We start from the raw sequence: 22890 nt of genomic DNA on the forward strand, positions 1-22890 counted from the left end.
GCGAGGAGAATGAGAGTCGGGCTGAGACTAAAGCGTTTCCGGTTCGGATTGAAGCGCTTCCGTCCTGCCGGATTGATCGAGGGATTAAATGGTCTCCTCCGGCCGAACCGCATCGTCCGTGGGGCCATCTTCGCGCATCGAGAAGATACGGCCAAGGCTGAAGACCAACACATAGAGCGGCACGTTGACCAGAATGTTGGCGATCGGCAGGTAACTGGTCGCCTGCCAGAGGGGTGAAAAAAAGGGCTGGCCGTAGCCATCGCAGACCAGCGAAGACCCATATTCCCACAGAGCTCCAATCGCAGCCGCGGCTGCGAAAAGCTTGATGCAGGTGCTGATCTGTCGTGTCCGCCCGAGTTCCGGCAGAAGCCGGTCCCAAAGCACCAGGCAGACGATGGGAACCGCGTAGACCAGATTCTGCAGAACCAGCATCGGCAGCGTTCCATTGGCCGATACGAGGAACTGGTCACGCCTTTCCAGCAGCGGGCAAAGCTCGCTCGAGGTCGTCGAAAGCAGGAAGAAGACGAACGGCCCCAGCAGCCAGAAGAAGAACAGCGAGGGCCAGAATACGACCGCAAGCAGGGCGCGGACAGCCAGTTTGTTCAACTGGCTAGATCCATGAAGCGGGGGAACCAGCCATCGTGGGCTGCGCTCAGCTCAGTGACCGGAATCGCCCGCGCTTCACCAAGTTTCAGGGCGTTGCCGCCGGTCGAGCCGATCCAGGGCGCGAAGATGCCGAGCTCGCCCTGCTGCTTGCGGATCGTGTCCCATTCATCGCCATGCGGATCGATCGACAGCGTCAGGAGGTAGCGGCCTTGATCTTCGCCGAACCAGACCGGGATCGGGTCGGTGCCAAGAAGCCCGGGGATAGTCGCGCCGATACCGGAGGCCATTGCCATCTCCGCCAGTGCCACCGCGATGCCGCCGTCGGAGACGTCGTGAGCGGCGGTGACGATGCCGGACGCGATCAGTGAGCGTACATGATCGCCGACGCGCTTTTCGTGGGTGAGGTCAACGGGCGGAGGCGGACCATCCGTGCGGCCATGGATATCGCGCATATAGACCGACTGGCCAAGGTGTGTGCCCCAGGAGGGGGGCGCGCCCACCAGCAGGATCATCTGGTCCTCGGCCGCGAAACCGATCCGCGTCATCTTCGACCAATCGTCGATCAGCCCGACACCGCCGATGGTCGGCGTTGGCAGGATGCCCTGGCCGTTGGTCTCGTTGTAAAGCGAGACATTGCCGGACACGATCGGGAAGCCGAGCGCCCGGCAGGCGTCCCCGATGCCCTTCACCGCGCCGACCAGCTGGCCCATGATTTCCGGCCGCTCGGGATTGCCGAAATTGAGGTTGTCGGTGGCCGCGAGCGGCAATGCGCCAGTGGCGGTCAGGTTACGCCAGCACTCCGCCACGGCCTGCTTGCCGCCCTCATATGGGTCGGCCTCGCAATAGCGGGGCGTGACGTCGGATGAGAAGGCCAGCGCCTTGGTGGCATGCCCTTCCACCCTCACCACCCCGGCGTCGCCGCCCGGCAACTGGAGGGAATTGCCCTGGATCAGCGTGTCATATTGTTCCCACACCCAACGCCGCGACGACAAGTCCGGTCCGCCGAGCAGCTTCAGCAGCGCCTCCGCGACATCAGCGCGGGGAGCGTCATCGGCCGCAAGCGGCGCCGGTTTCTTCGATTCGACCCAGGGCCGGTCATATTCGGGCGCCTTGTCGCCAAGATCCTTGATCGGCAGATTGGCGACCTCGTCGCCCTGATGCAGGACGCGGAAGCGCAGATCATCCGTGGTCCTGCCGACAATGGCGAAGTCCAGGCCCCATTTGTGGAAGATGGCCTCGGCTTCCTTCTCCTTCTCGGGGCGCAGCACCATCAGCATGCGCTCCTGGCTCTCCGACAGCATCATCTCATAGGCGCTCATGCGCTCCTCGCGCACAGGCACCTTGTCGAGGTCGAGCTCGATGCCGAGATCGCCCTTGGCGCCCATCTCGACCGCCGAGCAGGTGAGACCGGCGGCCCCCATGTCCTGGATGGCGATGACGGCGCCCGAGGCCATGAGTTCGAGGCATGCCTCCAGCAGGCACTTTTCGGTGAACGGGTCGCCGACCTGCACGGTGGGACGCTTCTCGTCGATCTTGTCGTCGAATTCGGCCGAGGCCATGGTGGCGCCGCCCACGCCGTCCCGGCCGGTCTTGGCGCCGAGATAGACGACCGGCAGGCCGACGCCCTTGGCTTCAGACAGGAAGATCCCGTCGGTCTTGGCCAGGCCTGCTGCGAAGGCATTGACCAGGATGTTGCCATTGTAGCGCGCATCGAAATTGACTTCTCCGCCGACCGTGGGCACCCCGAAGGCATTGCCGTAGCCGCCGACGCCGGACACCACGCCAGAGACGAGATGCCGGGTCTTAGGGTGGTCCGGAGCGCCGAAGCGCAGCGCGTTCATCGCCGCTATCGGCCGCGCGCCCATGGTGAACACATCCCGCAAAATGCCGCCGACGCCGGTCGCCGCGCCCTGATAGGGCTCGATGTAGGATGGGTGGTTGTGGCTCTCCATTTTGAACACGACGCAGTCGCCGTCGCCTATGTCGACGACACCCGCATTCTCGCCTGGGCCCTGGATGACCCTCGGCCCTGTTGTCGGCAATGTCCGCAGCCACTTCTTCGAGGATTTGTAGGAGCAATGCTCATTCCACATCGCCGAAAAGATGCCGAGTTCGGTGAAGCTCGGCTCGCGGCCTACAAGATCGAGGATGCGCTGATACTCGTCGGACTTTAGCCCGTGCGAGGCGATGAGTTCGGGGGTGATCGGCACTGAATTGGAAATGGTCATGTCGGCAGTTGTGTCCTGGGGATCGAGTCCCGTCTTATCGCAAGCTTTGAGGCCAATACACCCGTCAGCGGGCGAAAAAAGACAGAAAGCTTCAACGGCGGCGGCCGCGCCGTCAGGCTACCTTGGGCGGGGCGGTGCCGATCGCGGAACGCTATGGCATTCCGGTCGTTAGGTCTTGAACCAATCAGGAGATCCCGACCATGGCCGAAAAGCAAGACAAGAAGGAAAGCCCGCTCTCGGACAAGGAGGCGCTGCATATCGCGGAGACCACCGACGTTTCGCCCGGGCAGGCCAAGGAACTGGCCAAGAAGCACGGTAAGGAAAATGCCGAAAAGGAAGCCAAGAATTTCAAAGCCGAAGGTTGATCTCAGCCTCCGTCTGCCCGCACTAGGGTGAAGGAACGACCTGTCTCAACTTTAAGAGAAGCTGTCATAGCCGGCGCGGCCTTCGTCGAGAAGCCGGCGGATCACGGCAACGCCCTCGGCGACATCGCGGTGATGTCTCGGCTGTGAGATTCCAAAGCGTACGCCGTGGAAAACCTGCTCCGAACGCCCGGCCTTGAACTCATCCTCGTCATCGATCAGGACGCCATGCTCGAGGCAGGCGTTCTTGAAAGTGCCCGACAGCCAGGGATCGGGCAGGGTGAGCCAGACAAAGGGCACGTTGTCGTGTGACTTGAACGAAAAGCCGGCCAGGGTGTCGCGGACGATCGCGATGCGAGCCTGGATTTCGGCGATGGCGCTCATGCGTATTTGCGCGGCTTGGCCTGACAGCACCAAACGGCTGTTCACCTCGGCCAGCAGGAATGGCATGCCGCCGGTGATCATTTTGTGGGCGACACGGATGCGATGGCGATAGGCGGGCGGGCAGGCAAGCCAACCGCCACGAATGCCTGCCGCTACCGATTTCGAGAGACCACCCGCCACGATGGTCCGCTCGGGCGCGTATTCGGCCAGCAATGGCGTCGGATCATCGGTCAGATGGCCATAGAGATCGTCTTCGATAAGAACGACATTGTATTCGCGCGCGATCCGGGCGACCGCCTCGCGACGTGAGGCTGACAGCGTCACCAAGGTGGGATTCTGCGCCGTCGGCATCAGAAAAATCATCCTCGGGTGCTTTTGCGCGCAGACACGCTCGAAATCGGCGGGGTCGATCCCTTCATCATCCGAGGCCACGAGTGCGACTCTCCGCCCGATAAGGCCTGCGCTGCGTGAAATCTGCGAATAGGTCAGGTGCTCGAAGGCAACATAGTCGCCCGGTGTGGTCAAGGCGGCGATCGCGGCCATCACAGCGGCATGGGTGCCGAGCGTTGGAACGACGGCATCGGCAGTCGGGGCGAAGGCATTTCGCGACAACCACCGGGCACCGGCTTCGTGCCAGCGGTCCGGAAAATCCCGCGTGTAGCTAGAAATCTCATGCGGATAATCCTGCGCCGCACGCGACAGGACATCGGCGACAATGGCTCCCTGGCCGACATCCGGTGCCGCCGTGCTGTCGAAGCGCAGCTTGCCGCGAGGCACATCCACGCCGCGCGTCCCCTCCATGCCGATGTCGGGAGCGTGGAGCTCGGGCTTGCCCTCCGCGTGCTGGGCCAGCACAAAGGTTCCCCGGCCGACTTCTCCGCTCACCAGCCCACGCTCGCGCAGCAATTGGTAGGCACGACCCACCGTGCCGACAGTGGCGCCGATGTCATAGGCCAGATCGCGTTGCGGAGGCAGCTTCGCACCGGCGCCGATGATGCCCCGGTCGATATCCGCTTCAATGGAATCCGCCAGCCTTTGATAGAGCGGGCCGGAGCCGGTTAGGTCTGGACGCCAATTTGTCATGGTGACAAGTTTTAGATTGCACCGATACATTAGTCAATCCATATCGACGATGGCGCTAAGACGGCGCCGACGAATAATATCGGTAGAGTGAAATGAACACAATAGACACAATCCGCCCCTCGCAAACCAAGTCATTGATTCAGATCAGGCGCCCATGGAGCGTCCGAGACTTCGTCGGCCGCACAGTTCACGTCGCCGCATCGTTCGCCAAATGGGTTGGAACCATGATGGATCGTCGGAGGAGCCGGCTGGCATTGCTTGAAATGACGGATGATCAGCTCAAGGACATTGGCCTCTCGCGCGGCGATGCCTATCGCGAAGGAATCAGGGCCTTCTGGGATTGAGCCTAGCGGAGCCTCGATTCTTTGGTGCGTGCAATGCGATGGTCCGCCAGAACCGCGATTATGCAGAGGAATAGAAAAAGTCCTGTGATGGCCATTGCGGAAATGGCGACGCTGCCGGCGCCATTACGGGCGACATCCAAAAAGGGGTAGGGCACTTCGCCGGCTATCGGCGCGCGCGCCAGCGCGTAGACGAGGTAGCCCACGGGGTAAAGCAGGCAGCAGGATATATCGCTCCAGCGAGTCTTACCGTCGGCACCCGATACCAGCCACCAGAGCACGAACAGCACCGGCGTCACATAATGCAGGAGGATGTCGCAGAGCAGGAAAAGGCCTTGTGGATGCCAGAGCCTTGCCAGCACCGCGGCATAGACGATGAAGACAAGCACGATCGAAACTGCAACGCCGGCTCGCATCCGCGGTCCCGCGAAAGCCGGCAACCATGAGTAGCCGGTGGACGAGATCAGCGAGATATGGACCAGCACCGCGCCGATATTCGTCAAGATGGTGAAAAAGCTGAAATAGAATACGATCGATGCAGGCAGGCTGCGCCCGGCTTCGACCGAGGCCGGAATGGTAATGCACAACTGCAGGACAAGTCCGACCAGACCCAAGGCCAAACCTGATACCTGCAGAAATCTACCCACCGCTAGGCGGTCGCAGCGCAGGCCGGGTTGCCGGCTTGCCAGCGAGCGATGTCCGAACCAATACGCGCGCCAAGCGGATCGGTCATCAGCGGCCCGAATGCTTCGACGCGGCTAGAATTGCCTCGCGCCTGCACGACCAGCAATGGTTTGCCGCCATAGTGCTTGGCCGGCACCAGCAGGAACCGCGGTGTGCCACTAAAGGAATTCAGTTCGTTGGCCATCTGATATTGCTTGAACGCCGGGTCCTTGCTCGCGATCCAGCATTTGTGAGCCGCGATAGCCACCTGTTCCATGGCGAGCAATGAAGCACTCTTGCCCGAGGGGACCGACACACTGTTCTTCGGCGCCGACTGGCACGATGTCAGCGCGAGCCCCGCCGCCGCGACGAGAACGACCATCCTCTTCCTGATCAAGCGGCACCCATTTCAAGCTCAGACAGAAACAGCTTCAGGCCATCGGTCATCTCGCCCCACACACGCGACAATGCCGGATGCTGGGAAGCGATCTGTTCATAGGCGTCGAATTTGGGATAGGCGTCGAGCAACTCATGGCGACCGGTCATGACGCGGAAATTGTTGAAGATGAACCGCGTCGGCGTAAGCCAGGCATCGGCAAAGCTGATGTCGTCACCCAGCGCGAAGGGTCCCTGCGCCATGCGTGCCTCGATCCCTGCCAGTCCATGGTGCAGTCGGGCGAACTGGGCGTCGATCTCGGCATTGTTTTTCTTCGGCACGGAATGCAGCTCGAAAAGCTTCATTGTCGGCGTCAGCACGTCGAGGTCGGTGATGCGTGCAAACATGCGCACCAGCGCGCGGTCCTTGGAATCGGCCGGCAGCAGCGCGGGCTCAGGAAAGCGTTCCTCGAGATATTCGGCGATAACGACCGATTCGACGATGGTCTCGCCGGAGCCGGTGATCAGCACCGGGATCCGGTTCATCGGCGAGATCGCGCGAAACTCCTCCGGAATGGGAAAACCCGCGGGCGGGGCGATGATCTTGAGCGGCACGTCCTTGATATAGGCCAGTGCCCGCACAATGGACGAGTAAGGCGACAACGGCCGCGAATAGAGTTTCATGACCGTCTCTCTCCCAAGAGCTGTGGACTTGATGTCCCTGTGAATCTTGCCGCGTCGGCGGCCGAAATCGTCAAGCGGCTATGCCCAGGGCACTCTCGAACAGTGCCCTTCCATCATTGCCGCCATGCGCCGCTTCGATCAGGTTTTCGGGATGCGGCATCAGGCCCAGCACATTGCCCTTTTCGTTGATGATGCCGGCGATGTCATTGATCGAGCCGTTCGGGTTGGTGCCTTCGGCATAGCGAAACACCACCTGGCCTTCGCCTTCGAGACGGGCGAGCGTGTCGGCGTCGGCGAAATAATTGCCGTCATGATGGGCGACCGGCGTCCGGATGATCTGGCCGGGCTGATAACGACGGGTGAACATCGTGTTGGCATTAGCGACCTGAAGCTTTACCTGTCGGCAGACGAACTTCAGCGAAGTGTTGCGCATCAAGGCGCCCGGTAACAGGCCGGCCTCGACCAGGATCTGGAACCCGTTGCAGACGCCGATGACCGTTACGCCCCTGGCAGCCTGTTCGGCGACCGCCCGCATCACCGGCATGCGCGCCGCGATCGCGCCGCAGCGCAAATAGTCACCGAACGAAAAGCCACCCGGAATGGCGATTAGGTCGACATCGGGGATTTCGGTATCGGTCTGCCAGACGGTGACCGGTGGTGTCCCGGAGATCTTCGTCAGCGCGGCGATCATGTCGCGGTCGCGGTTGAGGCCCGGCAGGAGAACGACGGCGGATTTCATGACATGTCCAACTGATTCAAGAGGCATATCCGGAAATTGCGTATCGGGAGCGTATTTACGGGTCAAGCGCCAGTTAAGGCTTTTAAGCTATTTTGCGGTTGCAAACTGGGCAGGCAAATTTGAAGAGCGGCTGGGAACTCAAATTCGAAGACCGACATTGGGCATCTGGTGTTTCGGGTGCGACGGTGATACTGTTGTCGGCATTCATTTATGCATTTTTCTCTCAGGCCGACGCCAATTTCGCTACGGCGTTCTCGAGAGTTTTTTCGCTTAAAGTCGATCTTGGACTTTGCTCTCCAGCCTTCGCCAGTTTAATCATGGCCCAGATTGCCTATGCACTGGCGATTTGCCTCGTCCTGCTAGGATTATTATTTGCCCTTGGCGTTGCCGCCATTGCTGATGCTGCCGGCAGGATGCGGTATCTCAAGCTTGCGCTAGGAACACTAGTAGTGCTTCTCATCTTTTTGGCATTGGCCATGAAAGACAACGGCCTTTGGCTTAGCTCTGCCGGTCGCAGATCTGTTGCGACGTATTTGAGTATAACGGATGCGTGTACAAAAAGTCTAAGAACCGACTTCCTACGTATCTATGTCATGAGCGCTTGGCTTTTCATCGGATCGTGGATAGCCATCACGATGAATATCGTATCGTTTAGGATTATATACTTTAGGAGAAACTACAACGACCTGCCGAAGGATCCAGAGTTTCGCGCCGAAATATTAGCGATCCGCGTCAAGTACGGTGCCGTTCACCGGCCGATTCAGAAGCCGCCGTGGACATTTTCCCTGATAGCTTTTGTAGGGTTCTTGCTATGCATAGCGCTGCACAGCCTGTACAAGTTGGCGGTCGTTTTAGGCGCCGTGTAGGCGCAATCCGATACGCTCAAGCGGGGCATAGACGAGCTAGCACGTTTCAGGTATCCACGCCTCCGGCACAACCTCAGATCAGCGTCACGCTGTAATTCTCAATCACCGTGTTCGCCAGCAGCTTGTCGCACATGGCCTTGAGATCCGCCTCGGCCTTGGCCCTGTCGCCCTCGGCGAGTTCGACGTCGAAGACTTTGCCCTGGCGCACAGCGCCGACGCCACCGAAACCCAGGCCGGACAAGGCGTGCTCGATCGCTTTGCCTTGCGGGTCGAGAACGCCGTTCTTGAGGGTGACGGTAATGCGGGCTTTGATCACGCTGGACATGCTCCTGTTTGCTCTTAGTGAGGCTTGCCTTTGATGCCCTCGGTCGAGGCGACAAGAACCGGGCCGGTCGGGCGCGGCGGCTCGTTTTCGTTCATGATGCCGAGGCGGCGGGCGACTTCCTGATAGGCCTCGACAAGACCGCCCATATCGCGGCGGAAACGGTCCTTGTCGAGCTTGTCCTGTGTCGCAACGTCCCAAAGACGGCAGGAATCTGGCGAAATCTCGTCGGCGACGACGATGCGCATCATGTCGCCTTCGAACAGCCGGCCGCACTCGATCTTAAAGTCGACCAGCTGGATGCCGACACCCATGAACAGGCCGGAGAGGAAGTCGTTGACGCGGATGGCCAGCGCCATGACATCGTCGATCTCCTGGGGGCTCGCCCAGCCGAAGGCGGTGATGTGTTCTTCCGATACCATCGGGTCGTCGAGCGCGTCGGCCTTGTAATAGAACTCGATAATCGAGCGCGGCAGGACGGTGCCTTCCTCGATGCCGAGGCGCTTCGACAGCGAACCGGCGGCGACATTGCGCACAACCACTTCGAGCGGAATGATCTCGACTTCCTTGATCAGCTGCTCGCGCATGTTGAGCCGGCGAATGAAATGGGTCGGAATGCCCATGCGGTTCAAATGATTGAAGATGTACTCGGAAATGCGGTTGTTGAGCACACCCTTGCCGTCGATGACCTCGTGCTTTTTCTTGTTGAACGCTGTGGCATCATCCTTGAAGAACTGGATAAGCGTGCCTGGTTCGGGTCCCTCATAGAGGATCTTGGCCTTGCCTTCATAAATGCGGCGGCGATTTTTCATCTGATTTTTCTCTGGATTTCCGGCAGGCGGCAAGCGACCATTTCCTGTCCGTTCGCCTGAAATGGTGTGGCGAGTGCAGGGTTCAATGCCGGGTCTATCCCAATCACACGATTTGCTCAATCGACAAATCCTTTCAATCAACCTCTTTAGGGACCGAAATGCCGCAGTGCAGCAAGGTGCGAACCGTATTGACCGCCCAAGGACCTTTTGATTTGTGCTTTGTCAGCACATATACACCGTCACCAGCGAATCGATTTCCATCGGAGGGATGCCATGAGCAGCATGAAGGATCGCGAAGAGGGCTTTGAGCGCAAATTCGCATTCGACGAGGAGCTTCGCTTCAAGGCAGCGGCGCGCCGCAACAAGGCGCTTGGCCTCTGGGCCGCCGAAAAGCTTGGCAAGTCGGGGGCCGATGCCGACGCCTATGCCAGGGAAGTGGTTGTGTCGGATATCGAGGAGGCCGGGGACCACGACGTCTTTCGCAAGATCCGCAAGGACTTCGATGCCGCCGGCATCGACCAGTCCGATCATCAGATCCGCCGGACCATGGACGAACTGATGGCGCAGGCGATCGAGCAGATCAAGAACACCTGATAAGCACCACTGGACCAATCGACCGCCCGGCCTACCCGGGCGGTTTTTCTTTGCCTTCGCGGCAGTTTCCGGTTGAACTGCGCTTCCTCAATTAGGAAAGACACGGATGTCCCTCAAAACCCGCCTGGCGGCCGACGAAACGCTGCTTACCGCATGGTCCGGCGTCCCGGATGCCCTGACCGTCGAGATCGTCGCAAAGCAGGGCTTTGACGCCGTCACCCTCGACATGCAGCATGGCGGCCACCACGAGGACAGCGTCCTGCGCGGTTTGGCCCCCGTCCTTGCGGCCAACAAGCCGGCCCTGGTGCGTATCCCGGTCGGCCGCTTCGATATGGCGAGCCGCGCCCTCGATTTTGGCGCTGAGGCCGTCATTGCGCCGATGGTGAATTCGGTGGCCGATGCCAAACTCTTCGCCGCGGCCATGAAATACCCGCCGCTGGGCGAGCGCTCATGGGGCCCCACCTACGCGTTTCCGCGCCATGGCAAGGGCGACCAGGCCGAATGGCTGCGCGACAGCAACCAGCGCACCATGGCCTTCGCGATGGTCGAGACGCGTGCAGCGCTCGATGCGCTCGACGGCATCCTCGACACGCCGGGCATTGATGGCATCTTCCTTGGGCCGTCCGACTTCTCGATCGCATGGACCAATGGCGGGACTGTCAATTCGACGCTGGAAGACATGATGGAGACGGTGGCCTCGGTCGCCGCCCGCACCCGCCAAGCCGGAAAACACGCGGCGATCTATGTCGTCGAGCCGGAGATCGCCGGCCGGGTCGTGGCGATGGGCTACCGGCTGCTGGCAATGGGGTCGGAGCACGCGCTGATCGGGCTCGGCGCCAAGACGCTCATCAAGAGCGTACGCGACTCGCTCGGCTCCTGAAGCGGTTCAGGCTTTCAGGTCAGTCATGAATTTGGCGAAGGTCATCGAGCCCTCGGGCCATGGCCCGAATCCAGAATCCGCGTTGAGGTGCCCCGTTTCGCCGGCGTCGACGAACAGCGAGCCCCACGCGGCGGCAATGTCCTCGGCGACATCGAAAGCGCAGAACGGGTCGTTGCGGCTGGCGATCACCAGCGACGGGAAAGGCAGCGGGTCGCGCGGGTAGGGACCGAAGGTCATCAGATGCCTTGGCCTGATCTCGGGATTGGCGACATCCGGCGGTGCCACCAGAAATGCGCCGGCGACAGGCTTCTGGAACCGGGGAATAGCCTGTATGACGGCGGCTACGCCCAGGGAATGGGCGATAAGGACTACTGGCCGTTCCGCCTCGTTGACAGCCTTGGCGACGTTGGCGGTCCAGTCCTCGCGGACCGGTTTTGACCATTCGGCCTGCTCCACCCTGCGGGCGGTCGACAGCTTGGACTGCCAGCGGCTCTGCCAATGCTCTGGTCCCGAGTTGGTGTAGCCGGGGACGATGAGAATATCCGCGTCTTTAACTTTCATCGCGCTGAGATAGCGATCGGCGTCGCCGCGTGCAACGGCCACAATCGGCACCCCTGATCATAATAGTGAACACCATGTTCGCTTATTGCCATCTTGTGTGAACGATCTCGATGGATGATTTGTTCTAGGAGCAGAAACAGCCGTGCGAGAACCCTGATTTGGAGCTTACACGACGGACAATCATCGGCGGCGCGGGACTTCTCGCACTAGGAGTTTCACCGCTTGCCGGCCGAACGGAGCATCTGATGACTGAATTGCCTTTTGCCGCTACCACCCCTGTCAGCGTTTCCCGAGTCGGGTTGAAGGCGCGCGATGCCGAAAGCCTCGCTGCCTATTATCGCACTGTCGTCGGATTGCAGGAGCTCAGCCGCGCCGATGGCGCGATCACACTGGGCGCCGCAAACCGTCCGTTGTTGGTTCTAGAGCCGGACGCGGCCGCAAAGCCCGACGACCCGCGAAGCGCCGGGCTCTTCCACACCGCGTTCCTGCTGCCCAGTCGCGCTGATCTCGGCCGCTGGATCAATCATGCCATTGCAAACAAGATCGCCATCGAGGGCGCTTCCGATCACCTCGTCAGCGAAGCGCTGTATATGACTGATCCCGAAGGCAACGGCATTGAAATTTATGCCGACCGCAGCCCGCGCGACTGGAAGTGGAATGGCGACAAGGTGGCGATGGCGACAGAGCGGTTAAACATACCAGCAGTTGTCGGCAGCGTGCCCGCTGGTGATGCCGGGTGGCAGGGCGCTCCTGAAACCAGCATTGTCGGCCACGTCCATCTCCGCGTCGGCAGGCCGGAAGACGCCGAAGCGTGGTGGAACCGGGAGTTCGGCTTCAGCACGGTGGCCAGATATGGCGGCCAGGCCGTGTTCCTCTCATCGGGCGGTTATCACCACCACATCGGCGCCAACGCCTGGCAGAGCTCGGGCGCGGGCCGACGCGATCGAAGCCGCTCCGGGCTGGCATGGGTCGAAATGCGTTCGGACAATGTGGCTGGAGAAACGACCCGCGAGGATCCCTGGGGCACAGTGATCAGGACTGTCCCCGGCAAGGCGTGATTGCGGCTTGCTTCACAAGTGGCGGTATTGGCGAAAAGCATTCTCCCGGCAGGTGACGGGAGAGTGTAAGCTTGCGCTACGCCTCGCCGAATACCCGCCTGAAGATCGTGTCGACGTGCTTGGTGTGGTAGCCCAAGTCGAATTTCTCACGAATTTCCGCTTCCGGCAGGGCTGCGGTCACTTCCTTGTCTGCCAGCAGTTCCGCCAGAAAATCAGCGCCTTGTTCCCAGACCTTCATCGCGTTGCGCTGCACGAGGCGGTAGGAATCCTCACGCGACAGGCCGGCTTGCGTCAGCGCCAGCATGACGCGCTGCGAATGGACGAGGCCGCGGAACTTGTTCATGTTCTTCAACATGTTCTCGGGATAAACAAGCAGCTTGTCGACTACACTGGTCAGCCGGGACAGCGCGAAATCGAGCGTCACCGTCGCGTCCGGGCCGATCATGCGCTCGACCGACGAGTGCGAAATATCGCGCTCGTGCCAGAGCGCCACATTTTCCATCGCCGGCAGCGCCATCGAGCGAACCATGCGCGCAAGGCCTGTGAGATTCTCGGTCAGCACCGGATTGCGCTTGTGCGGCATTGCCGACGAGCCCTTTTGCCCGGGGGAGAAATACTCTTCCGCCTCCAGCACCTCGGTGCGCTGCAGATGCCGGATTTCGATCGCCAGCCGCTCGATGGACGAGGCTATGACGCCAAGCGTGGCGAAGAACATCGCGTGGCGGTCGCGCGGGATGACCTGGGTCGAGACCGGCTCTGGCTTCAACCCGAGCCTGGCGGCCACATGCTCCTCGACATAAGGGTCGATATTGGCAAAAGTGCCGACCGCCCCGGAAATAGCGCAGGTGGCGATGTCTTCCCTGGCGTGGACGAGCCGCTCGCGGCAGCGCGAGAATTCGGCATAGGCCTGCGCCAGCTTGACGCCGAAGGTCGTCGGCTCGGCGTGGATGCCGTGGCTGCGCCCGATGGTGACGGTGTCCTTGTGCTCGAAGGCGCGCCGCTTGAGCGCCGCGAGCAGGCCTTCGATGTCGGCGAGCAGGATGTCGCTCGCCCGTGTCAACTGCACCGCGAAGCAGGTGTCGAGAACGTCCGACGACGTCATGCCCTGATGGATGAAGCGGGCGTCCGGTCCGACGAATTCGGCAAGATGGGTGAGGAAGGCGATGACGTCATGCTTGGTGACACGCTCGATCTCGTCGATAGCGTCGACATCGAACTCCGCGGCCCCGCCCTTTTCCCAGATGGTCCTGGCGGCCTCTTTCGGGATCACGCCGAGTTCGGCCAGCGCGTCGCAGGCATGGGCCTCGATCTCGAACCAGATGCGGAACCGGGTTTCTGGCGACCAGATGGCGACCATTTCCGGCCGGGAATAACGAGGGATCATCGGTCAGTCCTGACGTGGCGAGGAGTTTGCCCGCCTCCTAACAGAGGCCGCCGAAATGCTCAACGCCACTGCACACAAACCATATGACGGTACTATGGGTAGCCAACGTCAAAGGCGGCCGGTCACCGCGATCCAGCGATAGTCAGGCCCTTCGAAGCCATATTGGCGCACCGCGATCAACACCGCATAGCCTCTGAGATTGTCCGCCGAAAACGTCTGAACCGCACCGATGCTATAGCCGTTCGGGCAATTCCGGCTCTTTGGGATAGACTTGTCCTCATGCAGCGTCTTGGTGGCGCCGCCATTCTGCGCCTCGATGCGCAGCAGCCGGAAGCCGTTGGTCTCGCCCTGGCTCTCGCAGCCGGTGCTGTTCATGGCGATTTCTTCGAGCCGAAACTCGAGTTGCGGGTCGATCGGCGGAAAAATGGGCCGTGGATTGACCGCTATCCGGTGCGGATCGGCGGAAAGCTCTGTCACCGGATTGAAACCGGCAGTGATGCCGCGATTGGCGCTCAGTTCAGCCTGGCTGACAATCGCTTCGCCTTTCTGCCGCGCTTGAAGGCGCGCGGTCTCCGGTTTGGCGTTCTCATCGTCGAGCCGGACCCTGATCGGCGTGCCCTTGAGGAAGCTGTCGTTGCTCGTGTCGATGTAATAGCGGTTGGCATAGGGAAACCCAGATCCGTCCTGGACGCCATACTCCTCGAAGGCGAAGATGCCGCCGTCGCGGCTGAAACCCAGGATTCCGAGCTGGGCGGCGTCGCCGGCGCGGGCCAAGGATGGTGTGATGATCTGCGCGAACAGGCAGAGCGCGGGCAGGAAAATCATTCGCATGGGTGGTGCTCCTCGGCGGATGTCATGATCCTAGCATGATGAATACAAAACGTATCGCAACCGAAAGACCATGCATCCAATCTGCCCGTCATTTGTTATTGTCGGCAATCCCCACTGGAGAACCACAATGACCGACACCAGCAAGATCCGTGAGCATATGGAAGTCGTCGGCGCCGATGGCGTGCATGTCGGCACTGTCGACAAGATCGACGGTGAGCGCATCAAGCTCACAAAAAAGGATAGCGGCGAGGGCTCGCATGAAGGCCATCACCATTACATTCCCTTGAGCCTGCTTGCTGAGGTGCAAGGCGACAAGGTCTGGTTGTCGGCGAACTCCGATGTCGCGGTCTCCTTCGAGGAAGAACAGTCCGACCCGACCTGACTTGGCTCAAATCCGCCGCGACGACCATACTGGGAACAGATCGTTTTCGGCGGGAGTCGCGGCGAACACGCCGCGGCTTATAGCTCGTGCCATGGTGGCTCCGGCGGCGGCATAAAGGTGGATGGCGGCGTCCGCCGTCAGTTCTATCCCGCTCATCCCTGTAGCCAACGCAAACACCAGGTCGCCATCGGCGGGTGTATGCGTTGGCCAGATCGCGCGCACGAAGCCGTCATGTGCGGAGATTGCCAGACGTTTGGCTGCCGCCTTGGTCAGAACCGCGTCCGTGGCAATAATCGCGATGGTGGTGTTGCTGCCCGAACGCGTCTCGCCGGCCATGGATTTGTCACGGTATTTCAGGGCTATGCGTCGCGAATCGCCCGGCATGGGCGAGGGATAGCCGAGGCCACCGAATTCGTCACCGATCTCGAACGGAGCCGCCCAGAAATATCGGCTTTGGCCGATGGTCACCGACCCTGTCGGGTTGACGGCCGCCAGCGCCCCGACCGTGACGCCGCTTTCCAGCATGGTCGAGGCCGAGCCCAATCCGCCTTTCAGCCCTGCAGTCAAAGCACCTGTGCCGGCTCCTATCGTCCCTAATTGGAAATCGGCGGAGGCGGTTTGCGCTGCTTCGTAGCCGAGATCACGATAGGGCGGGTAGCGACCCCAATGCTTGTCGCCGCCATTGCGCAGGTCGAACAGGATGGCCGCCGGCACGATCGGGACGCGGAAGCCGCCCACCTCGAACCCGACGCCGCGTTCACGCAACGCCGCCTGCACCCCGGACGCCCCGTCGAGGCCGAAGGCGGAACCGCCGGAAAGCACCACGGCGTGGACCGTCTCGACCGAATTGTGCGGTTCCAGCAGATCCGTTTCGCGGGTGCCTGGCGCGCCGCCGAGAATTTGCACTCCGCCCACTGCCGGTTCATCGCAAAGGACGGTCGTGACGCCGGATTTGAGCTTCGCATCGGAAGCGTTGCCCACGCGCAAGCCGGCAACGTCGGTGATCAGGTTGCGCGGGCCGGTGCGAAACATCAATTCTGTGCCAGCGGTGCGAAATGCGTGCCGTCAAACCGGAAGACGCGGTAGGGGCTCTGGCTCAGGTCGCCCTTTTCATCGAAGCGGACCGGCCCGATCGCGGTTGCGAACTCCTGACCAGTCAAGGTTTCGGCCATCGGCTTGCCGAAGGTTTCGGACAAGTCCGATGCCGCCTTGGCGATCTCGACCGCCGCATAGGCCGGCAGCGTGTAGCCGTCCGGAACGATCTTTTGCGCGGCGAAGCTCTGCAGCGCTTTCGGTTCGGCGATTTCGGCCCATTCAGGCGGTGCAATCAGCAGCGTGCCTACACTATAAGGCACCTCTCCGGCCGGGACACGCAGATTTTCGCCGCCGGCGAAGGTAATGCCGGCTCCGATTTGTGCCGCGTCTCGACCCATGATGGCGATGTCTTCGCCGTCACCGCCGGCAAAGACATGCGTCGCTCCAGCCTTCTTCAGGCGGCCCACCATGCCGATCTGGTTATCCAGCTGCGGGCGGAACGTGTCGACGAAAACCGGCTTCAACCCTGCCTGCTCGGCCGCCGCACGAAAGGTTTCGGCGATCTCGCGGCCATAAATGGTGCCGTCGTCGATGATGGCGAACAATTCCTTCCGCCACAGATGGGTGAGGATCGAGGCAACGGCGTTACGCTCATCGTCGCCTCTCGGTCCGAGGCGATAGACAGGCCACCCCGTCTTGGCTCGGCGATCGGTCAGGCTCTCGGTTCGCACGCCAACGGTGATCACCGGAATCTTGGCGTCCTTCAGGATCGGCATCGCCGCCTCAATCGCCTCGGTGCACAGGAACCCGACGACGATGTCGACCTTGGCGGCCACGAAGTCCCTGGCCGCGGCAGCGCCGCCCGCGGCCGTGCAGGCATCATCCACGGTCTTGAGGCCCACGCCGTTCGTTTGCGCTGCCAGCCCGGCTCCCGCTGAAATCTGTTCGCCCAGGAGAGCCGATGGGCCCGACAAGGGCGCGGCGACACCGACAAACTGGGCCTGGGCATGGCTGCCCCCGGCCAGAACCAGCCAGAACAGCACCGCTATCGTTCTTGTCCCAGGTCGCATTGGAGCGATGGAATCCCCTGTTCCGGCCTTATGCTCATGGCACGATTGTCGCCAAGACCTAAAGGCTGGTCGGCCTTGGCGCAACATGCGAATTCAGGGAGATGGCTAGGCTCGGCGTCGCCTTGCTTGCCGCAAGTCCCGGGGCGCAATATATGAAGACAGGGTTCTGGCTATGGAAAGTTTGCGGTGCTGAAGAAGAATGACATTGGGCCGCAGGCCTATCGCGACGCGATGAGCCATTTTGCCGGCCACGTTCATATCGTCACCACCGACGGCCCTGCGGGCAAGCGGGGGACGACCGTGATCGCGGCCTGTTCGGTGTCGGACACGCCTCCAACCATCCTGGTCTGTCTCAACCGTGAAAATCCCAGGAATGAGGCGTTTGTATCGAATGCCAGGTTTGCGCTGAATACCCTGGCTTCTGACCAGGAGCCGCTGTCGATCGGTTTCTCCGGAATCACCGGCCTGACGCTCGAGGAGCGTTTCGCGCTCGGCGAATGGGATGTGATCTCCACCGGAGCGCCGACATTGAAGGGCGCGCTCGCCGTGTTCGATTGCGAGTTGATCGACACCAAGGACCTGGCCACGCACCGTGTGCTCTTTGGCAAGGTGACAGGCCTGCGCATCGGCGATAATTTGCGGCCGCTGATTTACCATGCGCGCGCCTACCATGTGCTGGAGGGCAGGGCGCCTGCCGCCACGGAGCTAAAATGAGCGAGCTGACCCCGCGCACCGTGCCGCGGACGATAGATGATACGCTCGATCTTCTGACCGGCGCGGACTATGTGGCGGACCGGTCGCTGGCGACCGTGCTTTTCCTGTCGCTGCGCATGAAGCGCCCCCTCTTTCTGGAGGGTGAGGCAGGCGTCGGCAAGACGGAGATTGCGAAGGTGCTCGCGCGGGCGCTCGGCCGCCGGCTGATCCGCCTGCAATGCTATGAGGGCCTCGATGTCTCGTCCGCCGTCTACGAGTGGAACTATGCCGCGCAGATGATCGAGATCCGCATGGAGGAGGCCGCTGGCAAGGTCGACCGCTCCGACATGGAGCGCAATGTCTTCTCCGAGAAATACCTGATCCGCCGCCCGGTGCTAGATGCGCTGACCGGCAAGGCGGGCGCGGCTCCGGTCTTCCTGATCGATGAACTGGACCGAACCGACGAGGCATTCGAGGCGTTCCTGCTTGAGATCCTGTCCGATTTCCAGGTCACGGTGCCTGAGCTTGGCACCATCAAGGCGGAAGAGCCGCCGATCGTCATCATCACCACCAACCGCACCCGCGAAATCCATGATGCGCTGAAGCGGCGCTGCCTCTATCACTGGGTCGACTATCCCAACGCCGAGCGCGAGCTGGAGATCGTGCGCCGCAAGGTGCCGCTGGCCAATCAGCGGCTTTCGGCCGAAGTGGTTTCCTTCATTCAGAAGCTGCGCCAGATCGAGCTTTTCAAGGTGCCTGGCGTTGCCGAGACCATCGACTGGGCCGGCGCGTTGACTGAACTGGACAAGGTGGCGCTGGACCCGGAAACCGTGTCCGACACGATCGGCGTGCTGTTGAAATACCAGGACGACATTGCCCGGATCGAACAGGGCGAGGGCCGGCGCATCCTCAACGAGGTGAAGGCCGAACTCTCGGCGGCGGAATAGGGCCAGGGGTCATGCAGGTATCGCGCCCCGAACCCAAGGAAGCCCGGCCGGACGGCCGGATCGCCGACAACATCGTCTATTTTGCCCGCACCTTGCGCAAGGCCGGAATGCGGGTTGGACCCGCCTCGGTGAAGGACGCCATCGAGGCGGTGCTGACGGCGGGCATCGGCTCCCGCGACGATTTCTATTGGACATTGCATGCCGTGCTGGTCTCGCGGCACGAGGACCATGTCATTTTCGACGAGGCTTTCCGACTGTTCTGGAAGTCGCGCGAACTGATCGAGAAGATGCTGGCGATGTTTTCGCCGGTGGCGCTGGATAAGCGCGACAAGCAGAAACCACGTGCAGCCGAGAATCGCGTCAGTCAGGCCATGTTCGAGGGTCACCAGAAAAACCAGCCGGTCCAGGAGATCCCCGAGATCGAAGTGGATGCGCGTTTCACTTTCTCAGGCAACGAGGTGTTGCGGGGCAAGGATTTTGCCCAGATGAACGCGGCCGAAATCAGCGATGCCAAGCAGGCCATCGCGCGGCTGCAACTGCCATTCGACATGGTGCAGACGCGGCGCTTCAAAGCCGATGCGCATGGACGCCGCATCGATCCGCGCGCCATGATGCGTTCGGCCGCGCGAACCGGCGGCGAACTGATCCTGCCGAAATTCCGTTCGCCTCGCGAGGTTCATCCGCCGCTCGTGGTGCTGGCCGACATTTCCGGCTCGATGAGCCAGTACACGCGCATCTTCCTGCATTTCCTGCACGCACTGACGGAAAAGCGCCGACGCGTCCACACCTTCGTCTTCGGCACCAGGCTGACCAATCTGTCGCGACAGATGCGCCATCGCGACCCCGATGCGGCGCTGGCTGATTGTTCGGTGGCGGTCCGGGACTGGTCCGGCGGCACGCGCATCGGTGACACGCTGGCGGAATTCAACAGGCTTTGGTCACGGCGCGTGCTGGGCCAAGGGGCGGTGGTGCTGCTGATCACGGATGGGCTCGAACGCGACGATGTCGATGGCTTGTCGGAGGAGATGGAGCGGCTGCACAAATCCTGCCGACGCTTGATATGGCTGAACCCATTGCTGCGCTTCGACGGTTTTCAGGCCCGCGCCCGTGGCGTGAAGGCGATGCTGCCGCATGTCGATGAGTTTCGCTCGGTGCATAACCTCGCTGCCCTCGCCGATCTATGCGCATCCCTGGACAAGAAATCGGCACAGTCTGTCGATCCTCGCCGATGGATGGAAGCTGGCGCCAGGCGTGCAGCATAACCATATATCTTGCCCATTCCCATCTAGAACCAGACTCTGAGAGAAGCAGCCATGAGCGACAGTCTTTATCTTGATGAGGCCCGCGACCCGCTTGTCATAGCCGAGGGCTGGATGAAGGAGGGCAAGGACGTGGCCATTGCCACTGTGGTCGAGACCTGGGGGTCGGCGCCGCGTCCGGTCGGCAGCCATCTGGTCATCGACGCCGACGGCAATTTCCACGGCTCCGTCTCGGGTGGCTGCGTCGAGGGCGCCGTGGTGAACGAGGCCGTCGACGTGATCGACACCGGCAAGGCCAGGATGCTGGAGTTCGGTGTCGCCGATGAAACCGCCTGGCAGGTTGGCCTGTCCTGCGGCGGCCGCATCAAGGTTTACGTGGAAAGACTGGGCTGATCTGCGATGGATCCCTATGCGCTGAAAACGCTCAACGCCGAACGACGCGCCCGCCGCGCCGCGATCCTCGTTACCGATCTGGGCGACGGCCGCGACCGCGTCGTGCGTGAGGGCGATCATGTTGCCGGCGATCTCGGGCACGCGATAGCGAGGGCGTTCCGGACCGGCAATTCGGGTTCGGTCGAGGCCGAAGGCCGCACGTTCTTTCTCAACGCGCATCTGCCGCAGCCGCGCCTGGTGGTGATCGGCGCCGTCCACATCAGCCAGGGTCTGGCCCCGATGGCGAAGATCGCCGGCTATCCCGTGGAGATCATCGATCCGCGCACGGCTTTTGCCACATCGGACCGCTTTCCCGATGTCGCGTTGCATGCCGAATGGCCCGAGGACGTGTTGAAGCGCCAGCCGCTCGACAGTTACACGGCGCTCGTCGCCGTCACCCACGATCCTAAAATCGACGATTTCGCGCTGAAAGCGGCGCTCGACGCCAACTGTTTCTATGTCGGCGCGCTCGGAAGCAGAAAGACGCACGCCAAGCGCGTCGAGCGCTTGCTGGCGCTGGGCGCGAGTGCCGACCAGATAGCCCGCATCCATGCCCCCATCGGCCTAGACATCGGTGCGGCGAGCCCAGCCGAAATCGCCGTCGCCGTTCTGGCTCAGGTCGTTCAGGCCTTCCGATCTCGAGGTCTGGAAGCGAAGGGTGCCGCGGCGTGAAATTCGGACCCGTGCCGATCGAGGCGGCCGAAGGGTCGATCCTTGCGCATGCCACCACAGCCGGCGAGCAGCGCTTCCGCAAGGCGCATAGGCTCAGCGCCAATGATGTGTCGCTCCTAAGAGCGGCCGGAATTTCGCAGGTCGTTGCCGCGGTGCTGTCGGCCGACGACCTCAGCGAGGATGCCGCTGCCGAAAAGATCGCTGCAAGCATGCGGCACAGGAACATCGAGATCAAGGCGCCCGGGACCGGACGGGTCAATCTGCACGCCGGCGCGGCCGGGATTTTCACCGTCGACGCGGCGATGATCGACGCTATCAACGCGGTCGATCCGACCATCACCATTGCGACGCTGGCTCAGCATGCGCCCGTCGAGGAGGGGCAGATGGTCGCTACCGTGAAGATCATTCCCTTCGCGGTCTCATCCGCGCTGGTCGATGCAGCCATTCAAATCTGCGCCGGTGGCGAGATCTTTGCAGTCAACGCCTATCGGCCTGTACGTGTTGGCGTCATCCAGACGGTTTTGCCAGGCATCAAGCCGAGTGTTCTCGACAAGACGCTCCGTGTCACCGAGGCCCGGTTGGCGCGCTCCGGCGGCAGGCTGACGGCTGAACGCCGCACGGCGCATGAGATCGCGCCCGTGGCGGAAGCGGCGGCCGCACTGGCGCGCGACAATGACATGGTGGTGATTTTCGGTGCCTCGGCGATGAGCGATTTCGCCGATGTCGTGCCGGCGGCGATCGAAAAAGCGGGAGGAACCGTCATCCGTGCGGGCATGCCGGTCGATCCCGGCAACCTTCTGGTGCTGGGCACGCTTGACGGCAAGAGCGTCATCGGTGCGCCTGGCTGCGCCCGCAGCCCTAAGGAGAACGGCTTCGACTGGGTGCTCGATCGATTGATCGCGGGCCTGGATGTGACGGCCAAGGATATTGCCGGCATGGGGGTGGGCGGGCTTTTGATGGAAATCGCGACTAGGCCGCAGCCGCGCGAGCCATTGCCCGCCAGAACTCTGCTCAAGGTGGCAATTGTCCTGTTGGCCGCGGGCCGGTCGAGCCGCATGGGCGGGCCCAACAAATTGCTGGCGCTGTTCGACGGTGAGCCCCTGGTGCGACGGGCGGCCGAACGCGCTCTCGCCTCGCGGGCCTCCGGCACGATTGTGGTCACCGGTCACCAGCGGGAGCGGGTTCGCGAAACCCTGACGGGACTGGACGTGACCTTCGCCGACAATCCTGATTTTGCCGAGGGCCTGTCAACGTCTTTGAAGGCGGGCATTGCTTATTTGCCCCAGGACACCGCAGGCGTGATGATCCTGCTCGGCGATATGCCGGGTGTCGGATCGGACGACATCGGCAGGTTGATCGACACGTTCCGCGAGGCGGGGGGCAAGTCGGTGGTGCGCGCTTCGCATCAGGGCAAGCGAGGCAACCCTGTGATTCTGCCGCGCTCGCTGTTTCCAGCGATTGCTCACCTCGAAGGCGACACAGGTGCGCGCCATCTGGTCGAGGCGGAGGGGCTCGACGTCATCGACGTCGAAATTGGCGAGGCCGCCTCGGTCGATGTCGACACGCGAGAAGCGCTCGAAGGCGCTGGCGGCGTGCTTCAGGATTGACAAACCCTGACCGGATTAAG

The 22890-nt window shown here is 61.8% G+C and carries 27 protein-coding genes; 13 read left to right on the forward strand and 14 right to left on the reverse strand.

What is annotated here, in order from left to right; translation table 11 throughout:
- Positions 1-84: 84 nt before the first annotated feature.
- Entirely contained in the window at positions 85-606 is a 522-nt protein-coding gene (locus tag LB513_RS13770) for a hypothetical protein (RefSeq protein ID WP_224664060.1), read from the reverse strand.
- Complete coding sequence (purL, locus tag LB513_RS13775; RefSeq protein ID WP_224664061.1) at positions 603-2834, reverse strand: phosphoribosylformylglycinamidine synthase subunit PurL; 2232 nt, start codon at positions 2832-2834, stop codon at positions 603-605. The genes LB513_RS13770 and purL overlap by 4 nt, the downstream gene beginning before the upstream one ends.
- Positions 2835-3034: 200 nt before the next feature.
- Here purL and LB513_RS13780 point away from each other — a divergent pair, with 200 nt between their 5' ends.
- On the forward strand, positions 3035-3199 hold the full coding sequence (locus tag LB513_RS13780; protein WP_224664062.1) for a hypothetical protein: 165 nt from the start codon (positions 3035-3037) through the stop codon (positions 3197-3199).
- 51 nt (positions 3200-3250) lie between these two features.
- Here LB513_RS13780 and LB513_RS13785 read toward each other — a convergent pair whose 3' ends face one another.
- Positions 3251-4663 (reverse strand): PLP-dependent aminotransferase family protein, encoded by a 1413-nt coding sequence (locus LB513_RS13785; RefSeq protein WP_224664063.1) that lies wholly within the window; start codon positions 4661-4663, stop codon positions 3251-3253.
- A 227-nt stretch (positions 4664-4890) separates the two neighbouring features.
- On the opposite strand from LB513_RS13785, the gene LB513_RS25250 reads away from it, so the two are divergent.
- Positions 4891-5007 (forward strand): DUF1127 domain-containing protein, encoded by a 117-nt coding sequence (locus tag LB513_RS25250; RefSeq protein ID WP_318011190.1) that lies wholly within the window; start codon positions 4891-4893, stop codon positions 5005-5007.
- 2 nt (positions 5008-5009) lie between these two features.
- On the opposite strand, the gene LB513_RS13795 is transcribed toward LB513_RS25250, so the two are convergent.
- From LB513_RS13795 to purQ, 4 genes are all read right to left on the reverse strand, one after another.
- Positions 5010-5651 carry a Pr6Pr family membrane protein gene (locus tag LB513_RS13795; RefSeq protein ID WP_224664065.1) on the reverse strand — a complete coding sequence of 214 codons (642 nt, stop codon included), beginning with the start codon at positions 5649-5651 and terminating at the stop codon, positions 5010-5012.
- A 2-nt stretch (positions 5652-5653) separates the two neighbouring features.
- On the reverse strand, positions 5654-6049 hold the full coding sequence (locus LB513_RS13800) for a hypothetical protein (RefSeq protein ID WP_224664066.1): 396 nt from the start codon (positions 6047-6049) through the stop codon (positions 5654-5656).
- Between the two features lie 11 nt (positions 6050-6060).
- Positions 6061-6726 carry a glutathione S-transferase family protein gene (locus LB513_RS13805; RefSeq protein WP_224664067.1) on the reverse strand — a complete coding sequence of 222 codons (666 nt, stop codon included), beginning with the start codon at positions 6724-6726 and terminating at the stop codon, positions 6061-6063.
- 70 nt (positions 6727-6796) lie between these two features.
- The gene (gene purQ / locus LB513_RS13810) at positions 6797-7465 is read right to left on the reverse strand and encodes a phosphoribosylformylglycinamidine synthase subunit PurQ (protein ID WP_224664068.1); all 669 of its coding nucleotides are present in this window, start codon (positions 7463-7465) and stop codon (positions 6797-6799) included.
- A gap of 194 nt (positions 7466-7659) precedes the next feature.
- On the opposite strand from purQ, the gene LB513_RS13815 reads away from it, so the two are divergent.
- Complete coding sequence (locus LB513_RS13815; protein ID WP_224664069.1) at positions 7660-8331, forward strand: hypothetical protein; 672 nt, start codon at positions 7660-7662, stop codon at positions 8329-8331.
- Between the two features lie 73 nt (positions 8332-8404).
- On the opposite strand, the gene purS is transcribed toward LB513_RS13815, so the two are convergent.
- Together purS and purC are read right to left on the reverse strand one after the other, a co-directional pair.
- Positions 8405-8647 carry a phosphoribosylformylglycinamidine synthase subunit PurS gene (gene purS, locus LB513_RS13820; protein WP_224664247.1) on the reverse strand — a complete coding sequence of 81 codons (243 nt, stop codon included), beginning with the start codon at positions 8645-8647 and terminating at the stop codon, positions 8405-8407.
- Positions 8648-8670: 23 nt separating this feature from the next.
- Positions 8671-9465, reverse strand: coding sequence for a phosphoribosylaminoimidazolesuccinocarboxamide synthase (gene purC, locus LB513_RS13825; RefSeq protein ID WP_056594372.1), 795 nt, complete (start codon positions 9463-9465; stop codon positions 8671-8673).
- 273 nt (positions 9466-9738) lie between these two features.
- Here purC and LB513_RS13830 point away from each other — a divergent pair, with 273 nt between their 5' ends.
- Positions 9739-10059, forward strand: coding sequence for a DUF1476 domain-containing protein (locus LB513_RS13830; protein ID WP_224664070.1), 321 nt, complete (start codon positions 9739-9741; stop codon positions 10057-10059).
- 106 nt (positions 10060-10165) lie between these two features.
- Entirely contained in the window at positions 10166-10939 is a 774-nt protein-coding gene (locus LB513_RS13835) for an HpcH/HpaI aldolase family protein (protein WP_224664071.1), read from the forward strand.
- A 6-nt stretch (positions 10940-10945) separates the two neighbouring features.
- Here the strand turns inward: LB513_RS13835 and LB513_RS13840 are convergent, their stop codons facing one another.
- Positions 10946-11500, reverse strand: a complete 555-nt coding sequence (locus tag LB513_RS13840) for an RBBP9/YdeN family alpha/beta hydrolase (protein WP_224664248.1) — start codon at positions 11498-11500, stop codon at positions 10946-10948.
- Positions 11501-11745: 245 nt separating this feature from the next.
- Between LB513_RS13840 and LB513_RS13845 the strand changes: the two genes are divergently transcribed.
- Positions 11746-12558 carry a VOC family protein gene (locus tag LB513_RS13845; protein ID WP_224664072.1) on the forward strand — a complete coding sequence of 271 codons (813 nt, stop codon included), beginning with the start codon at positions 11746-11748 and terminating at the stop codon, positions 12556-12558.
- 76 nt (positions 12559-12634) lie between these two features.
- On the opposite strand, the gene purB is transcribed toward LB513_RS13845, so the two are convergent.
- Complete coding sequence (purB, locus tag LB513_RS13850; protein ID WP_224664073.1) at positions 12635-13942, reverse strand: adenylosuccinate lyase; 1308 nt, start codon at positions 13940-13942, stop codon at positions 12635-12637.
- 108 nt (positions 13943-14050) lie between these two features.
- Positions 14051-14773, reverse strand: a complete 723-nt coding sequence (locus LB513_RS13855) for a DUF2259 domain-containing protein (protein WP_224664074.1) — start codon at positions 14771-14773, stop codon at positions 14051-14053.
- A gap of 127 nt (positions 14774-14900) precedes the next feature.
- Between LB513_RS13855 and LB513_RS13860 the strand changes: the two genes are divergently transcribed.
- Complete coding sequence (locus LB513_RS13860) at positions 14901-15155, forward strand: DUF2171 domain-containing protein (protein ID WP_224664075.1); 255 nt, start codon at positions 14901-14903, stop codon at positions 15153-15155.
- A gap of 6 nt (positions 15156-15161) precedes the next feature.
- Here LB513_RS13860 and LB513_RS13865 read toward each other — a convergent pair whose 3' ends face one another.
- Together LB513_RS13865 and LB513_RS13870 are read right to left on the reverse strand one after the other, a co-directional pair.
- A complete protein-coding gene (locus LB513_RS13865) occupies positions 15162-16187 on the reverse strand; it encodes a P1 family peptidase (RefSeq protein WP_224664076.1) in 1026 nt (341 codons plus the stop codon).
- Complete coding sequence (locus tag LB513_RS13870; protein ID WP_224664077.1) at positions 16187-17260, reverse strand: branched-chain amino acid ABC transporter substrate-binding protein; 1074 nt, start codon at positions 17258-17260, stop codon at positions 16187-16189. The genes LB513_RS13865 and LB513_RS13870 overlap by 1 nt, the downstream gene beginning before the upstream one ends.
- 186 nt (positions 17261-17446) lie before the next feature.
- Here LB513_RS13870 and LB513_RS13875 point away from each other — a divergent pair, with 186 nt between their 5' ends.
- The 6 genes from LB513_RS13875 to LB513_RS13900 are packed head-to-tail and all read left to right on the forward strand — an operon-like array spanning position 17447 to position 22870.
- Positions 17447-17974, forward strand: a complete 528-nt coding sequence (locus tag LB513_RS13875) for a flavin reductase (protein WP_224664078.1) — start codon at positions 17447-17449, stop codon at positions 17972-17974.
- Positions 17971-18900 (forward strand): AAA family ATPase, encoded by a 930-nt coding sequence (locus LB513_RS13880; RefSeq protein WP_224664079.1) that lies wholly within the window; start codon positions 17971-17973, stop codon positions 18898-18900. Before LB513_RS13875 ends, LB513_RS13880 begins: the two co-directional genes overlap by 4 nt.
- 11 nt (positions 18901-18911) lie before the next feature.
- Positions 18912-20162: a vWA domain-containing protein gene (locus LB513_RS13885; RefSeq protein WP_224664080.1), complete on the forward strand. Its 1251-nt coding sequence runs from the start codon at positions 18912-18914 to the stop codon at positions 20160-20162.
- A 51-nt stretch (positions 20163-20213) separates the two neighbouring features.
- Positions 20214-20552 carry an XdhC family protein gene (locus LB513_RS13890; protein WP_224664081.1) on the forward strand — a complete coding sequence of 113 codons (339 nt, stop codon included), beginning with the start codon at positions 20214-20216 and terminating at the stop codon, positions 20550-20552.
- 6 nt (positions 20553-20558) lie between these two features.
- Positions 20559-21263 carry an XdhC family protein gene (locus tag LB513_RS13895; RefSeq protein ID WP_224664082.1) on the forward strand — a complete coding sequence of 235 codons (705 nt, stop codon included), beginning with the start codon at positions 20559-20561 and terminating at the stop codon, positions 21261-21263.
- The gene (locus LB513_RS13900; RefSeq protein WP_224664083.1) at positions 21260-22870 is read left to right on the forward strand and encodes an NTP transferase domain-containing protein; all 1611 of its coding nucleotides are present in this window, start codon (positions 21260-21262) and stop codon (positions 22868-22870) included. Before LB513_RS13895 ends, LB513_RS13900 begins: the two co-directional genes overlap by 4 nt.
- The last annotated feature ends 20 nt before the right edge of the window (positions 22871-22890 follow it).

Source organism: Mesorhizobium sp. ES1-1 (assembly GCF_020164785.1).
Classification (GTDB): Bacteria; Pseudomonadota; Alphaproteobacteria; order Rhizobiales; family Rhizobiaceae; genus Mesorhizobium.